Annotated in this window: 19 protein-coding genes, 1 tRNA gene and 1 pseudogene; 12 read left to right on the forward strand and 9 right to left on the reverse strand. The window is 70.0% G+C overall.

Translation table 11 applies throughout. The features are described from left to right. From B9G49_RS12155 to B9G49_RS12165, 3 genes are all read right to left on the reverse strand, one after another. A partial coding sequence (locus tag B9G49_RS12155) for a PAS domain S-box protein (protein ID WP_086216543.1) occupies positions 1–2,121 on the reverse strand: 2,121 nt, incomplete at its 3' end. A 61-nt stretch (positions 2,122–2,182) separates the two neighbouring features. Next, the gene (locus B9G49_RS12160; protein WP_086216544.1) at positions 2,183–3,421 is read right to left on the reverse strand and encodes an NAD(P)/FAD-dependent oxidoreductase; all 1,239 of its coding nucleotides are present in this window, start codon (positions 3,419–3,421) and stop codon (positions 2,183–2,185) included. Positions 3,422–3,579: 158 nt separating this feature from the next. Next, positions 3,580–4,149 carry a DUF1684 domain-containing protein gene (locus tag B9G49_RS12165; protein ID WP_049929795.1) on the reverse strand — a complete coding sequence of 190 codons (570 nt, stop codon included), beginning with the start codon at positions 4,147–4,149 and terminating at the stop codon, positions 3,580–3,582. 106 nt (positions 4,150–4,255) lie between these two features. Between B9G49_RS12165 and B9G49_RS12170 the strand changes: the two genes are divergently transcribed. From B9G49_RS12170 to B9G49_RS12185, 4 genes are all read left to right on the forward strand, one after another. Then, entirely contained in the window at positions 4,256–5,476 is a 1,221-nt protein-coding gene (locus B9G49_RS12170; protein ID WP_233125212.1) for a PQQ-binding-like beta-propeller repeat protein, read from the forward strand. A gap of 72 nt (positions 5,477–5,548) precedes the next feature. Further along, positions 5,549–6,145, forward strand: coding sequence for a DUF6149 family protein (locus B9G49_RS12175; protein WP_049929791.1), 597 nt, complete (start codon positions 5,549–5,551; stop codon positions 6,143–6,145). A gap of 113 nt (positions 6,146–6,258) precedes the next feature. Next, a complete protein-coding gene (locus B9G49_RS12180) occupies positions 6,259–7,275 on the forward strand; it encodes an AI-2E family transporter (RefSeq protein ID WP_086216545.1) in 1,017 nt (338 codons plus the stop codon). 35 nt (positions 7,276–7,310) lie between these two features. Then, positions 7,311–7,823, forward strand: a complete 513-nt coding sequence (locus tag B9G49_RS12185) for a TspO/MBR family protein (RefSeq protein ID WP_086216546.1) — start codon at positions 7,311–7,313, stop codon at positions 7,821–7,823. Here the strand turns inward: B9G49_RS12185 and B9G49_RS12190 are convergent. Then, positions 7,820–8,449, reverse strand: a complete 630-nt coding sequence (locus B9G49_RS12190) for a GNAT family N-acetyltransferase (RefSeq protein ID WP_086216547.1) — start codon at positions 8,447–8,449, stop codon at positions 7,820–7,822. The genes B9G49_RS12185 and B9G49_RS12190 overlap by 4 nt on opposite strands. Before the next feature lie 72 nt (positions 8,450–8,521). On the opposite strand from B9G49_RS12190, the gene B9G49_RS12195 reads away from it, so the two are divergent. Then, entirely contained in the window at positions 8,522–9,097 is a 576-nt protein-coding gene (locus B9G49_RS12195; RefSeq protein ID WP_049929783.1) for a class I SAM-dependent methyltransferase, read from the forward strand. A 51-nt stretch (positions 9,098–9,148) separates the two neighbouring features. Here the strand turns inward: B9G49_RS12195 and B9G49_RS12200 are convergent, their stop codons facing one another. Continuing rightward, positions 9,149–10,576 (reverse strand): ATP-binding protein, encoded by a 1,428-nt coding sequence (locus tag B9G49_RS12200; protein WP_086216548.1) that lies wholly within the window; start codon positions 10,574–10,576, stop codon positions 9,149–9,151. Positions 10,577–10,734: 158 nt separating this feature from the next. On the opposite strand from B9G49_RS12200, the gene idi reads away from it, so the two are divergent. From idi to sod, 4 genes are all read left to right on the forward strand, one after another. Further along, a complete protein-coding gene (gene idi / locus B9G49_RS12205; RefSeq protein ID WP_049929779.1) occupies positions 10,735–11,343 on the forward strand; it encodes an isopentenyl-diphosphate Delta-isomerase in 609 nt (202 codons plus the stop codon). A gap of 96 nt (positions 11,344–11,439) precedes the next feature. After that, positions 11,440–12,195 carry a DUF2064 domain-containing protein gene (locus B9G49_RS12210; protein WP_086216549.1) on the forward strand — a complete coding sequence of 252 codons (756 nt, stop codon included), beginning with the start codon at positions 11,440–11,442 and terminating at the stop codon, positions 12,193–12,195. Positions 12,196–12,273: 78 nt separating this feature from the next. Beyond that, positions 12,274–12,357, forward strand: a tRNA-Ser gene (locus B9G49_RS12215). A gap of 384 nt (positions 12,358–12,741) precedes the next feature. Then, complete coding sequence (sod, locus tag B9G49_RS12220) at positions 12,742–13,341, forward strand: superoxide dismutase (protein WP_086216550.1); 600 nt, start codon at positions 12,742–12,744, stop codon at positions 13,339–13,341. 190 nt (positions 13,342–13,531) lie between these two features. Here sod and B9G49_RS17175 read toward each other — a convergent pair whose 3' ends face one another. Continuing rightward, positions 13,532–13,660 (reverse strand): hypothetical protein, encoded by a 129-nt coding sequence (locus B9G49_RS17175; RefSeq protein ID WP_255376751.1) that lies wholly within the window; start codon positions 13,658–13,660, stop codon positions 13,532–13,534. Between the two features lie 115 nt (positions 13,661–13,775). Between B9G49_RS17175 and B9G49_RS12225 the strand changes: the two genes are divergently transcribed. Continuing rightward, a complete protein-coding gene (locus B9G49_RS12225) occupies positions 13,776–14,117 on the forward strand; it encodes a DUF5827 family protein (protein WP_049929775.1) in 342 nt (113 codons plus the stop codon). After that, positions 14,114–15,028: an ATPase gene (locus tag B9G49_RS12230; RefSeq protein ID WP_086216551.1), complete on the forward strand. Its 915-nt coding sequence runs from the start codon at positions 14,114–14,116 to the stop codon at positions 15,026–15,028. Before B9G49_RS12225 ends, B9G49_RS12230 begins: the two co-directional genes overlap by 4 nt. A 32-nt stretch (positions 15,029–15,060) precedes the next feature. Here the strand turns inward: B9G49_RS12230 and B9G49_RS12235 are convergent, their stop codons facing one another. The 3 genes from B9G49_RS12235 to B9G49_RS12245 form a co-directional block, all read right to left on the reverse strand. Further along, positions 15,061–15,543, reverse strand: coding sequence for a hypothetical protein (locus B9G49_RS12235; protein ID WP_049929771.1), 483 nt, complete (start codon positions 15,541–15,543; stop codon positions 15,061–15,063). Between the two features lie 66 nt (positions 15,544–15,609). Then, positions 15,610–15,957 carry a 4a-hydroxytetrahydrobiopterin dehydratase gene (locus B9G49_RS12240; RefSeq protein WP_049929769.1) on the reverse strand — a complete coding sequence of 116 codons (348 nt, stop codon included), beginning with the start codon at positions 15,955–15,957 and terminating at the stop codon, positions 15,610–15,612. Between the two features lie 85 nt (positions 15,958–16,042). Continuing rightward, complete coding sequence (locus B9G49_RS12245; protein ID WP_086216552.1) at positions 16,043–16,522, reverse strand: hypothetical protein; 480 nt, start codon at positions 16,520–16,522, stop codon at positions 16,043–16,045. A gap of 76 nt (positions 16,523–16,598) precedes the next feature. On the opposite strand from B9G49_RS12245, the pseudogene B9G49_RS12250 reads away from it, so the two are divergent. After that, positions 16,599–17,424: pseudogene (locus tag B9G49_RS12250) on the forward strand (BtpA/SgcQ family protein). Positions 17,425–17,431 lie beyond the last annotated feature (7 nt).

A 17,431-nucleotide genomic window follows, 5' to 3' on the forward strand; every position in this document is an offset into this window, starting at 1 on the left:
GACCCAGTAGAGGAGCCACAGCCCGAGGCCGCTTCCGTGGTACAGCGCGTCGACCGCCGTGCCGTCGACGAGGACGTCTCGGTCCATCCCGGTCAACCCCGGCCCGTCGTCCTCGACGCGGACCTCGACCGCGTCGGGCCGGGCCTCGACCGACACCGCGACGGTCGGCCGGTCGCGGTCGTGATGTTCGACCGCGTTTCGGACCAGTTCGTCGATCGCCCGCGAGATCCACGTCGTCGCGGACGCCGTCGCGTGCCCGTCGTCGGGCACCGAGACGCCGACCGTCGCGTTCGGGAACTCCTCGTCCCGCTCCGCGGCCACCTGTCGGGCGACGCGCCCGATGTCGACGGGTTCGGTCTCCGGCGCGTCGCTCAGCACCTCGGTGATGTGGTGGGACTTCTCGCTCGTCTCCAGCAGGTCGTCGGCCCGCGACACGATGTACTCGGCCGCGTCGGCGGGGTCGACGGCCCCCGCCGCGATCTGCTTCGCCCGTCCCCGGACGACCGTCAGCGCGTTCCGGAGGTTGTGCTGGAGGACTCTGTCGACGACCCTGAGCTGTCGCGCGCGGTTCTCGCTGTCGGTCACGTCCCGAAGCACGCCGACGACCCCGGCGGGCTCCTCGCTCTCGGGGCTGTCGAGGGGGTAGTACCGCACGTCCATCGTCCGCGTCCCGCGGGTCGGGTGCGTCCGGGTCGTCCGGTACTCCACCGACTCCCCCCGGAGCGCGCTCTCCACCTCACGATCGACCCGCCGGTAGTCGTCGTCGGGGACGATGTCGGCGAGCGTCACGTCCGTCACGTCGCCGTCGCCGAGGTCGTGATACTCGCGGTACTGGGGGTTCGCGAACAGGAGTCGACCCTCGCGGTCGACCGCGGCGATGAGGTCGGTCGCGCCGTTGATCGCGCGCTCGTACCGCTCCAAGTCGCGTTCGCGCTCCTTGCGCTCGGTGACGTCCCGACAGATGGCGAACGTGCCGGCCAGATCGCCGTCGGCGTCGTAGTAGGGGTACCGCTGCGTGCTGAACGTCGCCGCCCGGTCGCTCTCGGGGAACGTCGGCGATATCTCGTACTCGGTCATCGCCTCGGTTTCGAGCACCTCCCGCCGCCGCGCGTCGACCTCGGCGGCCGCCTCCGGGTCCATGAACGCGAACTCGTCGCCGCCGTACAGCTCCTCGCGGGGTATCCCGGCGAACTCGCTCACCGCCTCGTTGAGTAGCTCGAACTCGCCGTCGAGGTTCTGGAGGAGGACGGGGTCGTCGAGCTGCTCGACGATGTCCCGGTACTGCTTCAGCCGCCCCGTTGCGGCCTTCCGTTCCGTGATGTCCGTCTGAATGGCGACGAACCGCGTGATCTCGCCGCCGTCGTCGACGACCGGCGCGATGGTCTGGTGGGCGTGGTACGGCGTGCCGTCGCGCCGCCGGTCGACGATCTCCTCTTCCCACACGTCCCCGGCCAAGAGCGTCGACCACAGCGCGTCGTAGTACTCGTCGGACATCTCGCCGGAGTTGAGTATCGCCGGCGTCTCCCCTAGGGCCTCCGCGGTCTCGTAGCCGGTGTTGTCCGTGAACGCCGGGTTGACGTACTCGATCGTCCCGTCGGTGTCGGTGACGTAGATCGCGTGCCCGGCGTGTTCGACGAGGTTGCGGAACGTCTCCGCCCGCTGCCCGCCGATCTCCTCGACGCCGTCGCGGAAGATCCCAGTGTACACCGCGTCGCAGTCGTCCGGACTCGGCTCGCCGTCGCCACCCCCGCTGCCGTCGTCGTCTCCGTCGCCGTTGCGGCCCTCTTGACCCGGGCCGTGTTCGTGAAAGCGGGCGGAGAACGTCACCGTGTGACCGTCGGCGTGCCGGATCGGCACCGAGACGCTCCCGCTCTCGTCGAGCCCCTCGGCCCGAGCGAGCCGGTCGCGAACCGACCTGCTACCCGCATCGCCCACGTCCGACACGACGACGGAGGCGAGGTCGCGTCCAAGTAGCTCGTCGGGCGCGTAGCCGAACGCCGCTTCGGTCGCGGGGTTGACGTAGACGACGGTCCCCTCGCGGTCGAGTGAGACCACCGGGTCCGAACACTCCGCGACGAAGGCGGCGAAGAACTCGTCGTCGGGGGACCGTCCGGAGCTCATCGGTATGAGGAATACGCGCTCGCGGCCCAAAAGGTACCGGAACTCACGGCGGCGCCGCGGTCTACTGCTCCGTCGTCGCCGCCAGGTCGTCGACTGAGAACCCGGGCTCCATGAGGAGGTCGGTCTGCCCGCTCACGTCGCGCCCCTCGCGCATCAGCTGCTTGAAGGCGGACTGCGGCGAGAGGTCGCCGATGAGCACGCCGCCCACGACCTTCCCGTCCTTCAGCGCGACGCGGCGCCACTCGTTCTCGCCGGTGGTCGCCTCCACGGAGTCGTCGCCGAGCGTCGGGTGGCCGAACGAGAGGAACGGGAAGTCGAAGTGCGTGATCGAGTACGAGGAGACCCACTCGAACTCCTCGGCGCCGTAGTCGACCATGCTCCGGGCGGCGATCGTCCCCTGCTCTTTCGCGGACCCCCACGAGCCGTTCTTCGCGCGCTCGCCGAGGATGAGGTCGTTGAACGTCGTGATGTCGCCCGCGGCGAACACGTTGTCGACGTTGGTTCGCATGAACTCGTCGACGACGATGCCGTCGTCGAGCTCCAGCGGCGTGTCTTGGAGGAGCTCGGTGTTGAAGTCGAGCCCGATGGCGACGCCCGCGAAGTCGCACTCGTAGCGCTCGCCGTTCGGGTCGACCGCGGCCTCGACGTGGCCGTCGCTGTCGACCTCGAAGTGGTCCACGCCCGAGCCGAAGACGGGCTCGACGCCGCGCTCGCGCATCGCCTCGTGCATGATCTCTGCGCCCTCCTCCGAGAGCGCGTAGCGCCACCAGTTGTCGCCGCGCATGAGGTACTTCGCCTCGACGCCCTGCGCGCCGCAGATGGCCGCGAAGTCGATGCCGAGCAGTCCGGCGCCGACGATGACAGCCTGCTCGGCGCCCTCGACGCTCTCTTTGATCCGGCGGGCGTCCTGGAAGGTCCAGAAGTGGTGGATCCCCTCCGCGTCGGCGTTCTCGACCGGGAGCTGCTGGGGCGTGCCGCCGACGGCCAGCAGGAGGGAATCGTACTCGAACGTCTCGCCCTCGTGGGTGTGGACCGCGTCGTTCTCGATGTCGATGTCGACGACGACCGTGTTGAGCCGGAGGTCGACGTCGTGGTCGTCGTACCACGATTCCTGATGGATCGAGATCGGGGCCTCGGGGAGCTTCCCCTTCGCGTACTCCTTGATCAGGATCCGGTTGTAGAGGGACTCTCCCTCGTCCGTGAGAACCGTGATCTCGGCGTCGGGCACTTCATCGCGGAGGGTCTCGGCCGCGGACGCGCCCGCGATACCGTCACCGACGATCACGTACGAATCGCTCATATCCCGGCGTTCGGATTCACGGTTAATGTGGGTTGTCATCCGCGCCCGCCACTGTGCGGCCGAGACGCACGCCCGCCGGAAACGCCGTACTCGGGGCCTTCTCGCGACGGGGGGAGGGCGGTCGATCGCGGACGCCCGCAGAAAAAGTCGCGTCCCGGTCAGTGGTCCGCGCCGGCCGGCTCCGCGGGGAAGTCCCGCTCGCCGGCCTCGATCGCGACGTCGAGCCAGTTCTCCGTCGGTACGAGCGGGCACTCGTAGGCGTGGTTGTACGCGCACGTCGGGTTGTACGCCAGGTTGAAGTCCACGATCCACTCGCCGTCGACGCGGTCGCGGTCGGGCTCCAGATCGAGGTAGCGACCGGCGCCGTACGTCTCCTCGCCGCTGGTCGCGTCGCGGAACGGCACCCAGAACCGGTCCGCGCCGTCGGCCGGTCGGTACGCCTGAAGCGTCGCCTGCTCGCCGTCGACCTCGAAGCGGAACTCGCCCCAGCGGCTGTACGTCTGCTCGCCGTCGGCGGTCGTCTCGACGGTCACCGTCTCCTTCTCGTCGTGCTCGTGGAGCGGGACCACGAACCGGAACGCCGGGTCCGGATCGAAGTACGCCAGTCCGGGGAACGCGTCGCCTCGCATCGAGACCGGCAGCGGCGACCGGGCCGAGTCGCGGAACTGCTCGACCTTCGCCGCTCGCTGCGCCTCTACCTGCGCCGCCCAGTCGTCAGCGTCGTCCATGGTCGGCTTAGTATTGCGCTCCACACACAATAATAATTCCGACCACGGAAGCCTCGACCCCGCCGGCGACAGAAGGCACTTATAACGCTCTCGGGGACGTTGCGGCGTGAACAGACGAACTGCCCTCTCTACCTTGGCGGTCGGTGGGTTCGTCGGAGTTGGTGGCTGTCTCGACAACGTGCGCGGCGGCGACGACGAGCGATCGGACAGCGACCGCCCGGACCCCGAACTGAACCGGGAGGTCGAGACGAACGGCGCCGAGGACGGCGCACGCTCGCAGTTCCAGTGGGGACCGGCGCACGGAGGACACTGCGAGGAGGCGGGACCGAAAGACGATGTCGACGTGTTCTGGCGCCGGACGCCGTACCGGTACGACCACTCACAGCCGGTCGTCGTGGGCGATCGGGTGTACGTCTCGTTCTCGGGGACCTTGTTTCGTCTCGGTCTCGCGACCGGCGAGGTACAGTGGTCGACGGAGGTCGGTCACGACGGGTCGTCGACGCCGGCGGTTCGCGACGGCATCGCATACGTGACGGTGTGGAACGGCGGAGGCGAGACAGACCGCGGACTGGCGGCCGTCGACGCCGAGAGCGGCGAGGTGCGGTGGCGGCGGCTGACCGACGCGGAGATCACGACGGCGCCGACCGTGACCACCGACGGCGTGTTCGTGGGAGGCGGCTACGAGACGCAGACCGTCGCGGCGTTCGACCGCGACGGGACCGAACGGTGGCGCAACGACCTCGCTGAGTACGCTTCCGCGCCCGCCGTCGCCGACGGAACTGTCGTCTACGGCGCGGGCGGTCCTCGTGTCGTCGCCTACGACGCCGCCTCGGGAGCGGAACTGTGGACGACCGACGTCGACGGCGACGCGACCGCGACGCCGACCGTCGCCGACGGCCGCGTCCTGATCGGAACGCGGGCCGGGACCCTGTACGCGCTCGACCTCGGCGACGGAAGCGTTGAACGGACTGACGACCTCCCGGGGCCCGTCCGGCGATCGGTCGCCGTCACGGCCGACAGAGCGGTTGTTCCGACCGAACTCGGCCTCGTCGCCGTCGGCGACGGCGGCGAGCGCCTGTGGAGCGACGAAGAGATCGCCGGCGCGACCGCGCCGATGGTCGCGGACGGGGTCGCGTACCTCGGCGACGGTCGGACCGTCCGCGCGATCGCGGTCGAAGACGGGACAGAGCGGTGGTCCTTCCGGAGTCGCGAGCGCTCTTACACCGACGTCCTCCTCCAGGGCGTCCGCGCCGCCCCGACCGTCGTCGACGGCGTCGTCCTCGCGGCGACCCATGCGGGTGACGTGTACGCGCTCGGCGAGAGCTGAAACGGTTGCCGGGTCGCGCTTCGACCCGATGAGACGCCACACATTCAAGAGCGTCCCGGCCCAATCGCGGATATGAAAATCCGGCAGAACATCCGTCACTGGGCCGCCAAGAAGGCGCTGACCACGCCGGTCGTCGGCGACGTCGCCAACGACAAGCTCGTCGACCTCCACACGAGCATCTTCCTCAACAAGGCGGACGAGGACCGGCGCGAGGAGCGCCGCGATCACCTCGACAGCTTCTTCGACGCGACGATGGACACCTACGTCGCCGCTTTGGAGGCCGGGTTCCCGGAGGCCGAGGCCCGCGAGATCACCCACGTTCAGGCGAACTTCGACTTCTTCAACCACGGCTGGACGGAGATGATGGAGATCCCGGGCGACGAGCTCGAGGCGCACTACCGCCGGTACGAGTCCTTCTTCACCGACTTCGGGATCACCATCGACGACCCGCTGGGCGAGTTCCGCCCGCCCGAGGGTCTCGCCGAGGCCCCCGAGACGCCGGGGAAGCTCGACGAGCCGGAGTACGAGAATGCGCTAGCCGGCTTCGCGGACGACGTGTACGTCGAGACCGACGACGGCGAGACGGTCGTGGGCGGCGGCGCAGAGGAGCCAGAGGAGGTAGACCCGGCGACCGCGCCCGGCCTCGACGAAGACGAAGCGAGCGCCTGATCGCCGTCACGGTCGGTCGGTAGATCCGCCTTCGCTCTCACGTTCGCCGGCAGACCCGCCGACCGCGTCCGCCTGCCGGGCACGTTTATAATCCGCGGGGGACACCGTGGCGTATGAACCGCGGGCAATCGTTCCTCCTCCTGCTCATGGGAGCGGTCTCGCTTCTCACGCTCTTCGTCATCCTCCCGTTCGTCGAGTACGTGATCGCGTCGGCGATCCTCGCGTTCATCCTCTACCCCTTCCACCGGCGGCTCACGCGCCGGCTCCGCCGTCGCGTCTCGACGCGGTTCGGCGAGATGCTGTCAGCGTTGACGCTCATCCTCTCCGCCATCGTCGCCGTGATCTTGCCGCTTGCGTACATCACGTTGGTGTTCGTCCGCGACCTCACCGCGATCGCGGCGGGCGAGACGTCGATAAACGTGGCCGCGATCGAAGCCGAAATCGCGACGCTCACGGGACAGGACCCCGAGATCGGCGATCTCCTCCAGACCGGCGGCGAACTACTCGTCCAGACGCTGTTCGGCGGGTTTAGCGGTGTTTTGAACACGGCGATCCGAGCGTCGGTCGGCCTGTCGCTCGCGCTCTTTCTGGTGTACTACACCCTTATCGACGGTCCGGCGTTCGTCGGGTGGATCCGAGAGACGAGCCCGCTGCCGGCGGAGGTCACAGCCGACCTCGTCGACCGCGTCAACGTGATGACTCGGGGGGTCGTCATCGGCCACATCTCGGTCGCGCTGCTCCAAGCACTGGTCGCCGGGCTCGGCCTGTGGGCCGCCGGCATCCCCAACGTGGTGTTCTGGACGTTCGTGATGGCGGTGCTGGCGCTTTTACCCCTCATCGGGGCCTTCTTCGTGTGGGGGCCGGCGGCCGCATACCTCGTGATCATCGATCAAGTGACCGCGGGCGTGTTCCTCGCCGTCTACGGCGTCGCGGTGATCGCGATGGTTGACAACTACGCCCGACCGCTCGTCATCGACCAGCAGGCGCACCTCAACCCCGCGGTCATCCTCCTCGGCGTGTTCGGCGGCATCTACTCGGTCGGGTTCACCGGGCTCTTCGTCGGCCCCATCGTGATCGGCGTGCTCGCGGCCACGCTGGAGACGTTCCGGGAGGACTACGACGCGATCTGAGCGGGATTTAAGCCCGAGCGGGGTCGAGAACGCCCATGGCGACGACCGCGACCTCTCGGCTTCCGGACCGACGCGACGCCCTCCGCATCGCCGGCGCGGCGGTCGCCGTCAACCTGATCGGCGCGCTCGGCGTCCCCTTCACCACGACACAGAGCGCGTGGTTCGCGGCGCTGGAGCTGCCCGCCTTCTACCCGCCCGGCTGGGCGTTCGGCGTCGTCTGGCCGATCCTGTACGCGCTGTGCGGCGCCGCGGCCGCCCTCGTCTCTCTCGCCGGACGCGACGGTGCGGCGTCGGCGGGGCGCGTACGAACGGCGCTCGCGCTGTTCGGGATCCAGCTCGTCCTGAACGTCACGTGGTCGCCGGTCTTCTGGGGGCTCGAACGCCCCGACCTCGGGCTCGTCGTCCTCGCCGTCCTCCTCCCCTTGGTCGTCGCGACGGTCTTGGCGTTCGACCGCGTCGACCGGCGCGCGGCGGCGCTTCTCTTCCCCTACCTCGCGTGGGTCTGCTTCGCGACCGCGCTCAATTACGCGATCTGGGCGCTCAACTAGCCGCCGTCACGCGGGCTCCGGTCGAGTTCCGGAGGCCCGCGCTTCAGCCGCTCGGCGACGAATCGGCGCTCCGCTCGACTCAGTTCCCCGTCAGTCTCGCGAAACGCTTCCAGCCCCTCGCGGTACCGCTCTGGCTCTGCGTCCGCGGGCGCCGCCGCCGGTCGCGCCAGCTCCAACTCGGCGATACCCGTCTGCTCCCCCGTGTACGCGAAGCCGCACTTGTGGCACGCCTCGTACGCGAACGGGTTGTTCACGGCGATCTTCACGCGCTCGAAGCCGGCGGCGGACAGGTCGGCGACGGTCTCACCGATGAGCCGCGGGCCGATCCCCTCGCCGCGCCGCGCGGCGTGGACGGTGACGTAACGGAGTCGACAGCAGGAGGGGTCGGTGCGGTCCGCGGAGAATGAGACGGCGGCGATCACGTCCTCGTCGAACGCGTCGCGGTTGACCGTTTCCGGTAGCGGTTCGTCGGGCTCCCACTCCGGCGCGGCCGGGCTCCCGTCCGGCGTCCGGATCACCGACTTCCCCGGCCCGCCGACGACGAACTTCCCGGCGTACGCGAAGGCCCGGTAATCGAGCCGCAGGGTGGTCCCCTCGTCCGGGGGACAGACGAGCGCGTACTCCATGGGTCGTCGTACGGCGTCGAGCGGTTAAACACGGTCGGTGGCTCTTTATCCGTCGCCGGGCTCATTCCGCTCATGTACGGACTCGGCGACGTGGGCTTCTTCGACCGGGTAGCGCCGCTGTACGACCTCGCGATGCCGCCGGCGGACGGCGAGGCGCTCGCCGCGGGGCTCGCCCACGCCGAGTGTCCGATCGAGCGCCTCCTCGACGTCGGCGGCGGGTCCGGACGGGCGGCGGCCGCGCTGACCGGTCCCGACATCACGGTCGTCGACGCCTCCGTCGAGATGCTCTCACGGGCGCGGCGCGTCCGCGGACTCTCTGGCCTCGCCGGCGACGCGGGGCGACTGCCGTTCCGGGACGCCAGCGTCGACGCGGTCACGGTCGTCGACGCGTTCCACCACCTGCCCGATCAGGACGCCGCGCTCGCGGAGACGGCCCGCGCGCTCGTGCCCGGCGGCGCGCTCGTCGTCCGGGAGTTCGATCCGGACCACCCGCTCGGACGGCTCCTCGCCGTCGGCGAACGCGCGATCGGGATGGAGTCGCGGTTCCGCGCGCCGGACGACCTCGCGGCCGCGATGGACGACGCCGGCCTCGACCCGCGGATCGTCGATCGCGGGTTCGGCTATACGGTCGCCGGCGTTCGGCGCTGAGTCGCCGCGAACTCGGCGTTTATACTCGACCGCAGAACCGAAGCCGACGCGTCAGTCCTGCGTCCGTCCCTGCGGCTCGGCGCCGCGGGCCGGGTCGGGTGACCCCTCGTCGGCGTGATCGTGGTCGTGATCCGCGTGGTCGTGGGCGTCGTTCGACCCCGTCTCGCCGAGGACTTCGGCGCCCTCCCCGTCGATCATGTCCATGTTCTTGAGGTTGTCGCGCTCCTCGAAGTCCTCGACCGCCTCCATCACGTCCGCCTGCGTGATCGTCATCCGGTCCTCCGTGAGCGCGCCGAGGACGGCCTCGCGGAGCACCATCCGGAGGTCGGACCCGGTGAGGCCGGTGGTCCGGTCGGCGACCTCCTCGGGGTCGAAGTCCGCGATCTTCATCTCCTTGGTCACCACGCGGAGGATGTCCGCGCGCATGTCGCGGTCCGGCTTGGGGAAGTTGACGATCTCGTCGAAGCGGCGCCACGCGGCGGCGTCAAGCTGGTCCGGGTGGTTCGTCGCGCCGATGAGGAGGACCTCGTCGCGGACCAGCGACACCTCGTCGATCGACTTCAGCAGGGTGTTCACCGCGCGCTTCAGGGCGGCGTGCTCGTCCGAGCGGCGCGTCTTCGCCACCGAGTCGAACTCGTCGATGAAGAGGATACACGGCGAGAGCCGCTTGGCCACCTCGAAGCTCTTCTCGACGTTCTTCGACGTCTCGCCGAGGTACTGGCTCGTGATCATCGAGAGCTTCACCTCGACGAACGGGAGCCCGAGCTCGTGAGCGAGCGCGCGCGACACGGTGGTCTTTCCGGTGCCGGGCGGGCCGACGAACAGCAGCTTTCCGATCTCGCGGAGGCCGATCTCCGCGAGGTACTCGCGGTGTTCGATCGCCTTGACGATCTTCTGGATCTCGCCCTCCTGGTCGCCGGTCAGGACGAGGTCCGCCAGCGTCGTCTCGATCTCCTCGGGCGCGCGGACGTTGACGAGGTCGAGCATCTCCCCGTCCTCGTCCTCGTCGAAGTACTGCGAGAGCAGCGCGTCGATCCAGACGCGGTCGGCTTGGACCGGCCGCACGTCGTCTCTCGCCGCCTCGCGCGTCACCGGCGCATCGAGGTCGTCCGCGGCCTCCAAGGCGGCGACGAGCGTCGGGTTCCCGGCGATCCGGTCGTCGTCGGCGTGGTCGCGGTACCACTCCAGTCCCATTCCGGGCTGCGTCAGCGATATCTCGCCGGAGAACTCCGTGCGTTGGGTGAAGAGGAGGTCGGAGACCGCGTCCCAGGGTCGCTCGACGCCCGTCGCGGTGCGGGTGGCCTCGTCGGTCGCCTTCAGCGGTCGCTCCACGCCGCCGGGGGCGTCCTCGGCGGCGTCGGCCGACCAGAACACCTGTCGGAACCGCGGGGGCAGGTCGTTCTCGTCGAGGTCGCGGTTCTGCGTGTAGAAGTGCGTCGTCAACACGAACTCGACGACGTCGAGCGCCGGGTCACTCATCCGCGGCTAGTAGCGCCGGGACGCGGTTAAGAGCGTCGAAGCGCCCCCGGGCGGCGGGCGGTAGCATCGGCGGATGGCGGGCCAAAGCGGAACGACCGGCGCGGCGAGGCGACCGTCGTATCGAACCCTTATTAGCCTTGGTCTGCGACGTACCGCGCATGAGTTCCGAAGACGCGGCCGCGCCGGGGGATCCCGCCGGCGACGACGCGACCGGCGAGGCGAGCGACACCGACCACGAGAACGCGCTTCAGGACGTCATCGCCGTCGACCCGGACGACGTCGCGCAGGGAACGGTGAACCGACTCGACGCGCACACCGGCGACGGGATCCGCCACCGCGCGTTCACCTGCCTGGTCTTCGACCGGGACGGCCGGATCCTGCTGGCCCAGCGCGCGCCGAACAAGCGCCTCTGGGACGGCCACTGGGACGGCACGGTCGCCTCCCACCCCGTCGAGGGACAATCTCAGGAGGACGCTACCGAGCAGCGCCTCGAAGAGGAGCTGGGCATCTCGCCCGACCAGTACGACGACCTCCGGGTGACGGACAAGTTCGAGTACAAGCGCTACTACCCGAACGAGGGCGTCGAGTGGGAGGTGTGTGCGGTGCTGAAGGTGACCCTCGACGACACCGCCTTGGACCCGGACGACGACGAGATCGGCGGGATGCTGTGGGCCGACTACGACCACCTCCACGAGAACCCCGAGCTGTACCGGCAGCTCCGCCTCTGCCCGTGGTTCGAGATCGCGATGCGCCGCGACTTCTCTTGACCGACCGCCGCATCTCCCAGATCGGTCCGCGCGTCCGGGCTCCCCTTCCTCGGACCGAAACGGCGACTTGAAGGCGCTCCCGCGCCGCGATCCCGTATGACCGTCGTCGTCCTGCTGGCGAATCCGCCCCGCGAGGGGCTCGTCGGAACCGCGATCGCCGAGTCGACGCCGCTGTCGGCCGCCGAGGCGGCTGACCTCTACGAGGCGCAATTCCGTGACGCCGTCCTCGCGGTCGACCGCTCCGGCGGCGAGCTCCTCGTCAACTATCCCAACGACGAGGACCTCCCCGCCGAGCACCGGACGGAGACGAGTCCGGAGGCGGAGCTGCGGACGCTCGTCGCGGACACCCTCGGCGGCACCGACGAGGTCCGCTTCGAGCGGCAGGTCGGTTCGTCGTTCGGCGCGCGCGCCGGCAACACCGTCACCCACCTTTTGCGCGAGGAGGGCGCCGACTCCGTCGCGGTCGTCACCCCGACCGCGCCGTTGCTCTCGCGGACGAGCGTCGACTCCGCGGCGATGAAGCTCCGGACGACCGAAGTGGTCCTCGGGCCCTCGACGGACGGCCGGGCGTACTACGCCGGGTTCACGGAACCGATCGACTTCGACGGCGCTTTCGAGGCGCCCGCGCTGCCGACGCTCGCGGAGCGCGGCCGCGACGCCGACCGCTCCGTGGACTTCGTCGAGCCGTCCCCCTCGCTGGAGACCGGGGCGGACCTCCTCGACGTGGTCCCGATGCTCCGCGCGCGGTTCGCCGCGGAGCGCGTCGTGCCGGACTACACGGCCGCGTTCGTCCACGAGAAGGGGTTGGACGTGGTCGTCGAGGACGGCGAGCAACGATTGGTTCGGGACTGAGCGTCTCGTGCGCGGCGGCGGGGCCCGGTGCGTCGGATCCGACACCACTTAGTCGTCCGACGCCGAGCAGTCACGTGTGGTGGGATGGCAGAGTGGCCCATTGCGCCTGCCTTGAAAGCAGGTAGCCTCACGGCTTCCTGGGTTCGAATCCCAGTCCCACCGTAGGTGCGCGGCGCATCTCGCGCCGCGCGCGTCTCGTGCGGTATTCGAAGCCTGTGAGTCGCAGCGCCCGAGCGGAGCGAGGGTGACCGTCTCACATCGGTTCGAATCCCAGTCCCACCGTAGGTGCGCGGCGCAGCTCGCGCCGCGCGCGTCTCGTGCGGGATTGAATCAGTGAGCGACCGCGAAACCGAATTCAGTTACTCGGTTCTCTCGACAGCCGATTCGGATCGGTCTCTCGTCTCGCGCTTTCGACCGCCGGAACCGCAATCACATCGCTGCTGGCCTGAAACGCCCGGTAACACTCACGTCCGGTGACGCGTGGTACCACGTGCCGCATTATCTTTAACAGGTTTCCGGCACATGTTCGTGATAGGTGATACAAGCATGAGTTACGAACTCGATCCGCTGCCGTACGATTACGACGCGCTGGAACCGCACATCTCCGAACAGGTGCTCGAATGGCACCATGACACCCACCACCAGGGGTACGTCAACGGCTGGAACTCCGCCGAGGAGACGCTCGAGGCCAACCGCGAGGACCACGACTTCTCCTCGTCGGCCGGGGCCATCCGCGACGTGACCCACAACTCGTCGGGCCACATCCTCCACGACCTGTTCTGGCAGAACATGTCGCCGGAGGGCGGCGACGAGCCCGAAGGAGACCTCGCCGACCGTATCGAGAAGGACTTCGGCTCGTACGAGGCCTGGAAGGGCGAGTTCGAAGCCGCCGCGGGCAGCGCGAGCGGCTGGGCCCTGCTGGTGTACGACACGTTCTCGAATCAGCTTCGCAACGTCGTGGTCGACAACCACGACGAGGGCGCGGTCTGGGGCGGTCACCCGATCCTCGCGCTCGACGTCTGGGAGCACTCCTACTACCACGACTACGGCCCGGCTCGCGGCGAGTTCGTCGACAACTTCTTTGAGGTCGTCGACTGGGACGAGCCGTCCACCCGCTACGAGCAGGCCGTCGAGCTGTTCGAGTAAGCGCGTCTCCGGACGCGTTACGCGCGTCGAGATCCGCATTTTTTCGCAGCGTGTTGCCCGGTGAGCGACGGGTTCGCGTAGGCGGTGTGGGTCATGACTGGTCGCCGGCGAAGCGATGACGAACGCCTCCGAAGCCCCAGCCGCGCTCGACTCCCACAGCTTCGCTGCGCTCCGCGGTCGTCCGCCGTGCTCACTCCCTGCGGTGCTTGCGTCGCTGGGATTCGGCGAGCGCGGCTGCCCGTTTGAGCTCCGTCCCGCACGGCACCGCACCTCTCACCGCCCCAGCCTCGTCGGCCTCCCTCCAGTCGGCCGACTCCATCGCACGCGCTCCTCGCGGCCGCCTTCGGCGGCCACTCGAAGGCGCGCGCCACCCCACGGAATGAGGTTCGAACCGTATCGGCAGCGTTTACGGACGCCGTCGCGTACGCTCGCGCATGCCCGAACCGAAGTCGGCGTTCGACGCCACCTACCCGTGCGACTTCTACGAGCCCGCGGAGCTGTTCGAGCCGGACCAGATGTACACGATCCCGGAGATCGGTCGCCTGCTTCAGGGGTTAGAACCGGACGCCGAGGTCGACCCCGACACCGAGGCCGTGCTGGTCGACTGGGCCGTCCCGTGGGTGATGGTCCACGCCGACGACATGGTCGTCGCCGAGCCCCTGACCGAGGACGGCCCGGGATACTACGGGCTCGCCACGGACGAGGACCACAGCGGGGCGTCCGACACCGACGCCGAGTCGGACGCTGACTCCGACGAACTCGACGAGTCGGCGTGACCGGGGACCGATCCGACCCGCCGACGTACCTCGTCGCCGGCGGCGCGCGCGTCGACGCCGGCAAGACCACCTTCTCGGCGGGGCTGGTCGCCCACCTCGCCGACCGCGCGGGCGACGCGGTCGGCGTCAAGCCCCGGGCCGGCAACGACCTCTGGTTCGACCACGACGACTATTTGATCGCGACCGACGCGGCCCGACTCTACGGGAAGGACGCCCGCACCCTCGCGGCCGCGAACACCCGCGCGCTCGCGGCGGCCGACGACGATTCCCCGTCGCCCTCGGCGGTCACGCCGGAATCGATCAACCCCGTCCACCGGCTCTGGCGACCGACGCCGGGACGGACGGGCATGCTCGGCGACGCAGAGCGCACGTTCCTCTGCGACCGCGTCACCACCGCGTCCGGCACGCGCTTCGTCGTCAACGGCGCGGCCGAGGAGGCGGGGCTGTTCCCCGACGCGCTGACCGACCGCCTCCCCCTCGCGGAGGCGACTCGCGTGCGCGACGTACCGGCGTTCAACGAGGTGATGGCCGAGGCGCACCTCCCCGCGATCGAGCGGCTCGCGGACCGCGTCGCGCGGACGCCAGTCCCGGTCGTCGTCGAGTCGTACGCCGACGTGGCCGGGACCCTTCCCCGCGACGGGCCGGTCGCGCCCGACGCGGTCGCCGTCGTCGACCCCGGCCGCGCGCGGCTATACGCCGGCGACCGCTACGCCAAGGCCCGCGCGGTCGCGGCCGGGAGCCCGCGAGAGGGGAGCCGCGAGGAGCACGTCGACGCGGTGACGGAGATGATCGAGCCGCTCGCGACCGTCTCGCTGCCGGCGCTGTCCGGCGACGTCCGCGGCGATCCCGACCGGATCGCGGCGGCGTACGAGCCGGCGTACGCGACGCTCACGGATTCGGTCGAGAACTGAAGGAGCGACGGAGCGTCGCGTGCGGCCCGGGCTCAGGCGTTCCGCTTCGTGTAGTGTTCCAGCGCGGACTCGATCGACGAGAGGTCGGCGGTCACGCGGCTGTCGGCGACGCGCATGAAGCCGGGCGTGTACGACGACGAGTAGTCGAAGATCCGGTTGACTGCGCGCTTGGGCGCGGCGACGGCGCCGAAGTCGGTGACCGTGTACACCCGCGTGGTGGGGAAAGCGGTCCAGAAGGTCCCGCTCACCCAGCGGTCCTCGTCCGCGAACGCCTCGCCGACGCGGCCGGTCGCGACGTACTCGTCGTCCGCGTAGAACAGCAGGAGGTCGCCCGACGCCATCTTCTCGAACGTCGACCCGTTGCCGCTGTCGTCGTCGACGGCCCACAGGCGCGTCTCGTCGAGGTCGGCGAGGGGTTCGGGGCGATCGGGGTAGTCGGTGAGATCGACCGGGGACCGGACGGTTCGGTCGAAGTTCTCCGGGTCGATCGGGACCAGGAAGACGTTCTCGCTCATTACCCGTCGTTTCGCCGGGAGGGGTTTAAACCCGTTTGTTGATGTGTCAGGTCAGGACGGGTGCGGTCACTCGCCGTCGGCGGCGTACAGGCGGTCCATCCGCGCCGCCATCACGAAGTCGGCGCGGGTGAGGCCGCCGACCTCGTGGCTCCACATCTCGATCCCGACCTCGCCCCACGACAGCGAGATGTCCGGGTGGTGCCACTCCGCCTCGGCGAGCTCGCCCACGTCGTTCGTGAACGCGAGCGCCGTCTCGAAGTCGGGGAACTCGTAGCTCGCCTCCAGGTGGTGGTCGTTGACGACCTCCCACGCGTCGCCCAGTTCGTCGAGGTGGTCGGCGCACTCGTCTCCGTCGAGCGGCTCCGCGTCGTCGCCGGCCGGTTCGACCGGCTCGTCCGCGAGCGGTGAGGACATACCCCACGTTAGGCGACGAACGGTTTGTACCTTCCGCGGTCGACCCCGGAGGACGACGGGCGACCGAAGAGCGCGGACCGAGGCCTCACCGGAGCCGCGAGATGGCGTCGCGTACCGCGCGCCGCAGCCGGCCGAGGCGCCCCCTGCCGCGCTCGTCGTCAGTGGCGGCCCCGTCCGCGCCGGTCGCGCTCGGGTCAGAGAGCTCCCAGCCGGCCTTTTCGGCGGCCTCGTCGACGCGCAAGAACTCGTAGCCCGTCTCGGTGGCGACGCGCTCGTCCGCGCGGGTCGTGCCGACGAACACGCACCGCGGGGCGGCGCTCTGCTCGCGGATGTCCGCGAGGGTCCCCCACTTGTCCCACTTCGTGAGCGCGTAGTCGTTGTCGATCCCGTAGTCGCCCGCGAACTGCGCGACCCGGTCCGCCTCGTTCGCGACGATGCCGACGTGGCGGCTCCACTGGCGCGCGTCGGCGAACGCCGCGGCCGGGTCGGCGAGCGACCGCGCGGCGCCGAGCGAGAAGACGAGCGTCACGTCGCCGTCGCCGGTCGTCGTCGCGTCGATTCCCATCTCGACCGGATCCAGGTGGCCGGCGGCCTAAACGCTGTGGGGAGGCTTTTGTCCGAGGCCCTCCTCGTCCCCGAGAATGGAGTTCGAATCCACCTTCGACACCGCTGCGCCGCTGCTCGGAATGGTCCACCTCCCGCCGCTTCCCGGTGCCCCGAACGCGCCCGACGACGGCCGCGAGGCGATGCGCGCGGCGGTCGACCGGGCCGCGAGCGACGCGCGCGCTCGACAGCGGCGGCGTCGACGGGATCGTGATCGAGAACTTCGGCGACGCCCCCTTCTACCCCGACGAAGTCCCGCCGCACGTCGTCGCCGGCGTGACCCGCGCCGCGACCGCGGTCGCCGCCGAGACGGACCTCCCGCTCGGGGTCAACGTCCTCCGGAACGACGCCGAGGCCGCCCTCTCGGTCGCCGCCGCGGTCGGCGCCGACTTCGTCCGGGTGAACGTCCACACCGGCGCCCGCGTCACCGACCAGGGGATCGTCCAGGGGCGCGCCCACGAGACGCTCCGCCTGCGCGACCGCCTCGGCGTCGACGTCGGCGTCTTCGCCGACACCGACGTGAAACACTCCGCCCCGCTGACGCCCGCGGGGTACACGGCCGAGTCGTTCGCCGACACTGCCGAGCGCGGCCTCGCCGACGCCGTGATCGCCTCCGGGCCGGGGACCGGCGAGGCGGTCGATACCGACGCCCTCGGGTCGGTCGTCGCCGAGCGCGAGCACCACGGCCTCGACACGCCCGGCCTCGTCGGCAGCGGCGTCACGCCGGAGACGGTCGCCGACATGCTCGACGTCGCCGACGGCGCGATCGTCGGCACCGCGCTGAAACGGGGCGGCGAGACGACCGCCCCGGTCGACGCCGACCGCGTCGCGGACCTCGTCGACGCCGCCGACGCGGTTCGGTGAGCGGGGC

Source organism: Halorubrum sp. SD683 (genome assembly GCF_002135045.1).
GTDB lineage: Archaea > Halobacteriota > Halobacteria > Halobacteriales > Haloferacaceae > Halorubrum > Halorubrum ezzemoulense.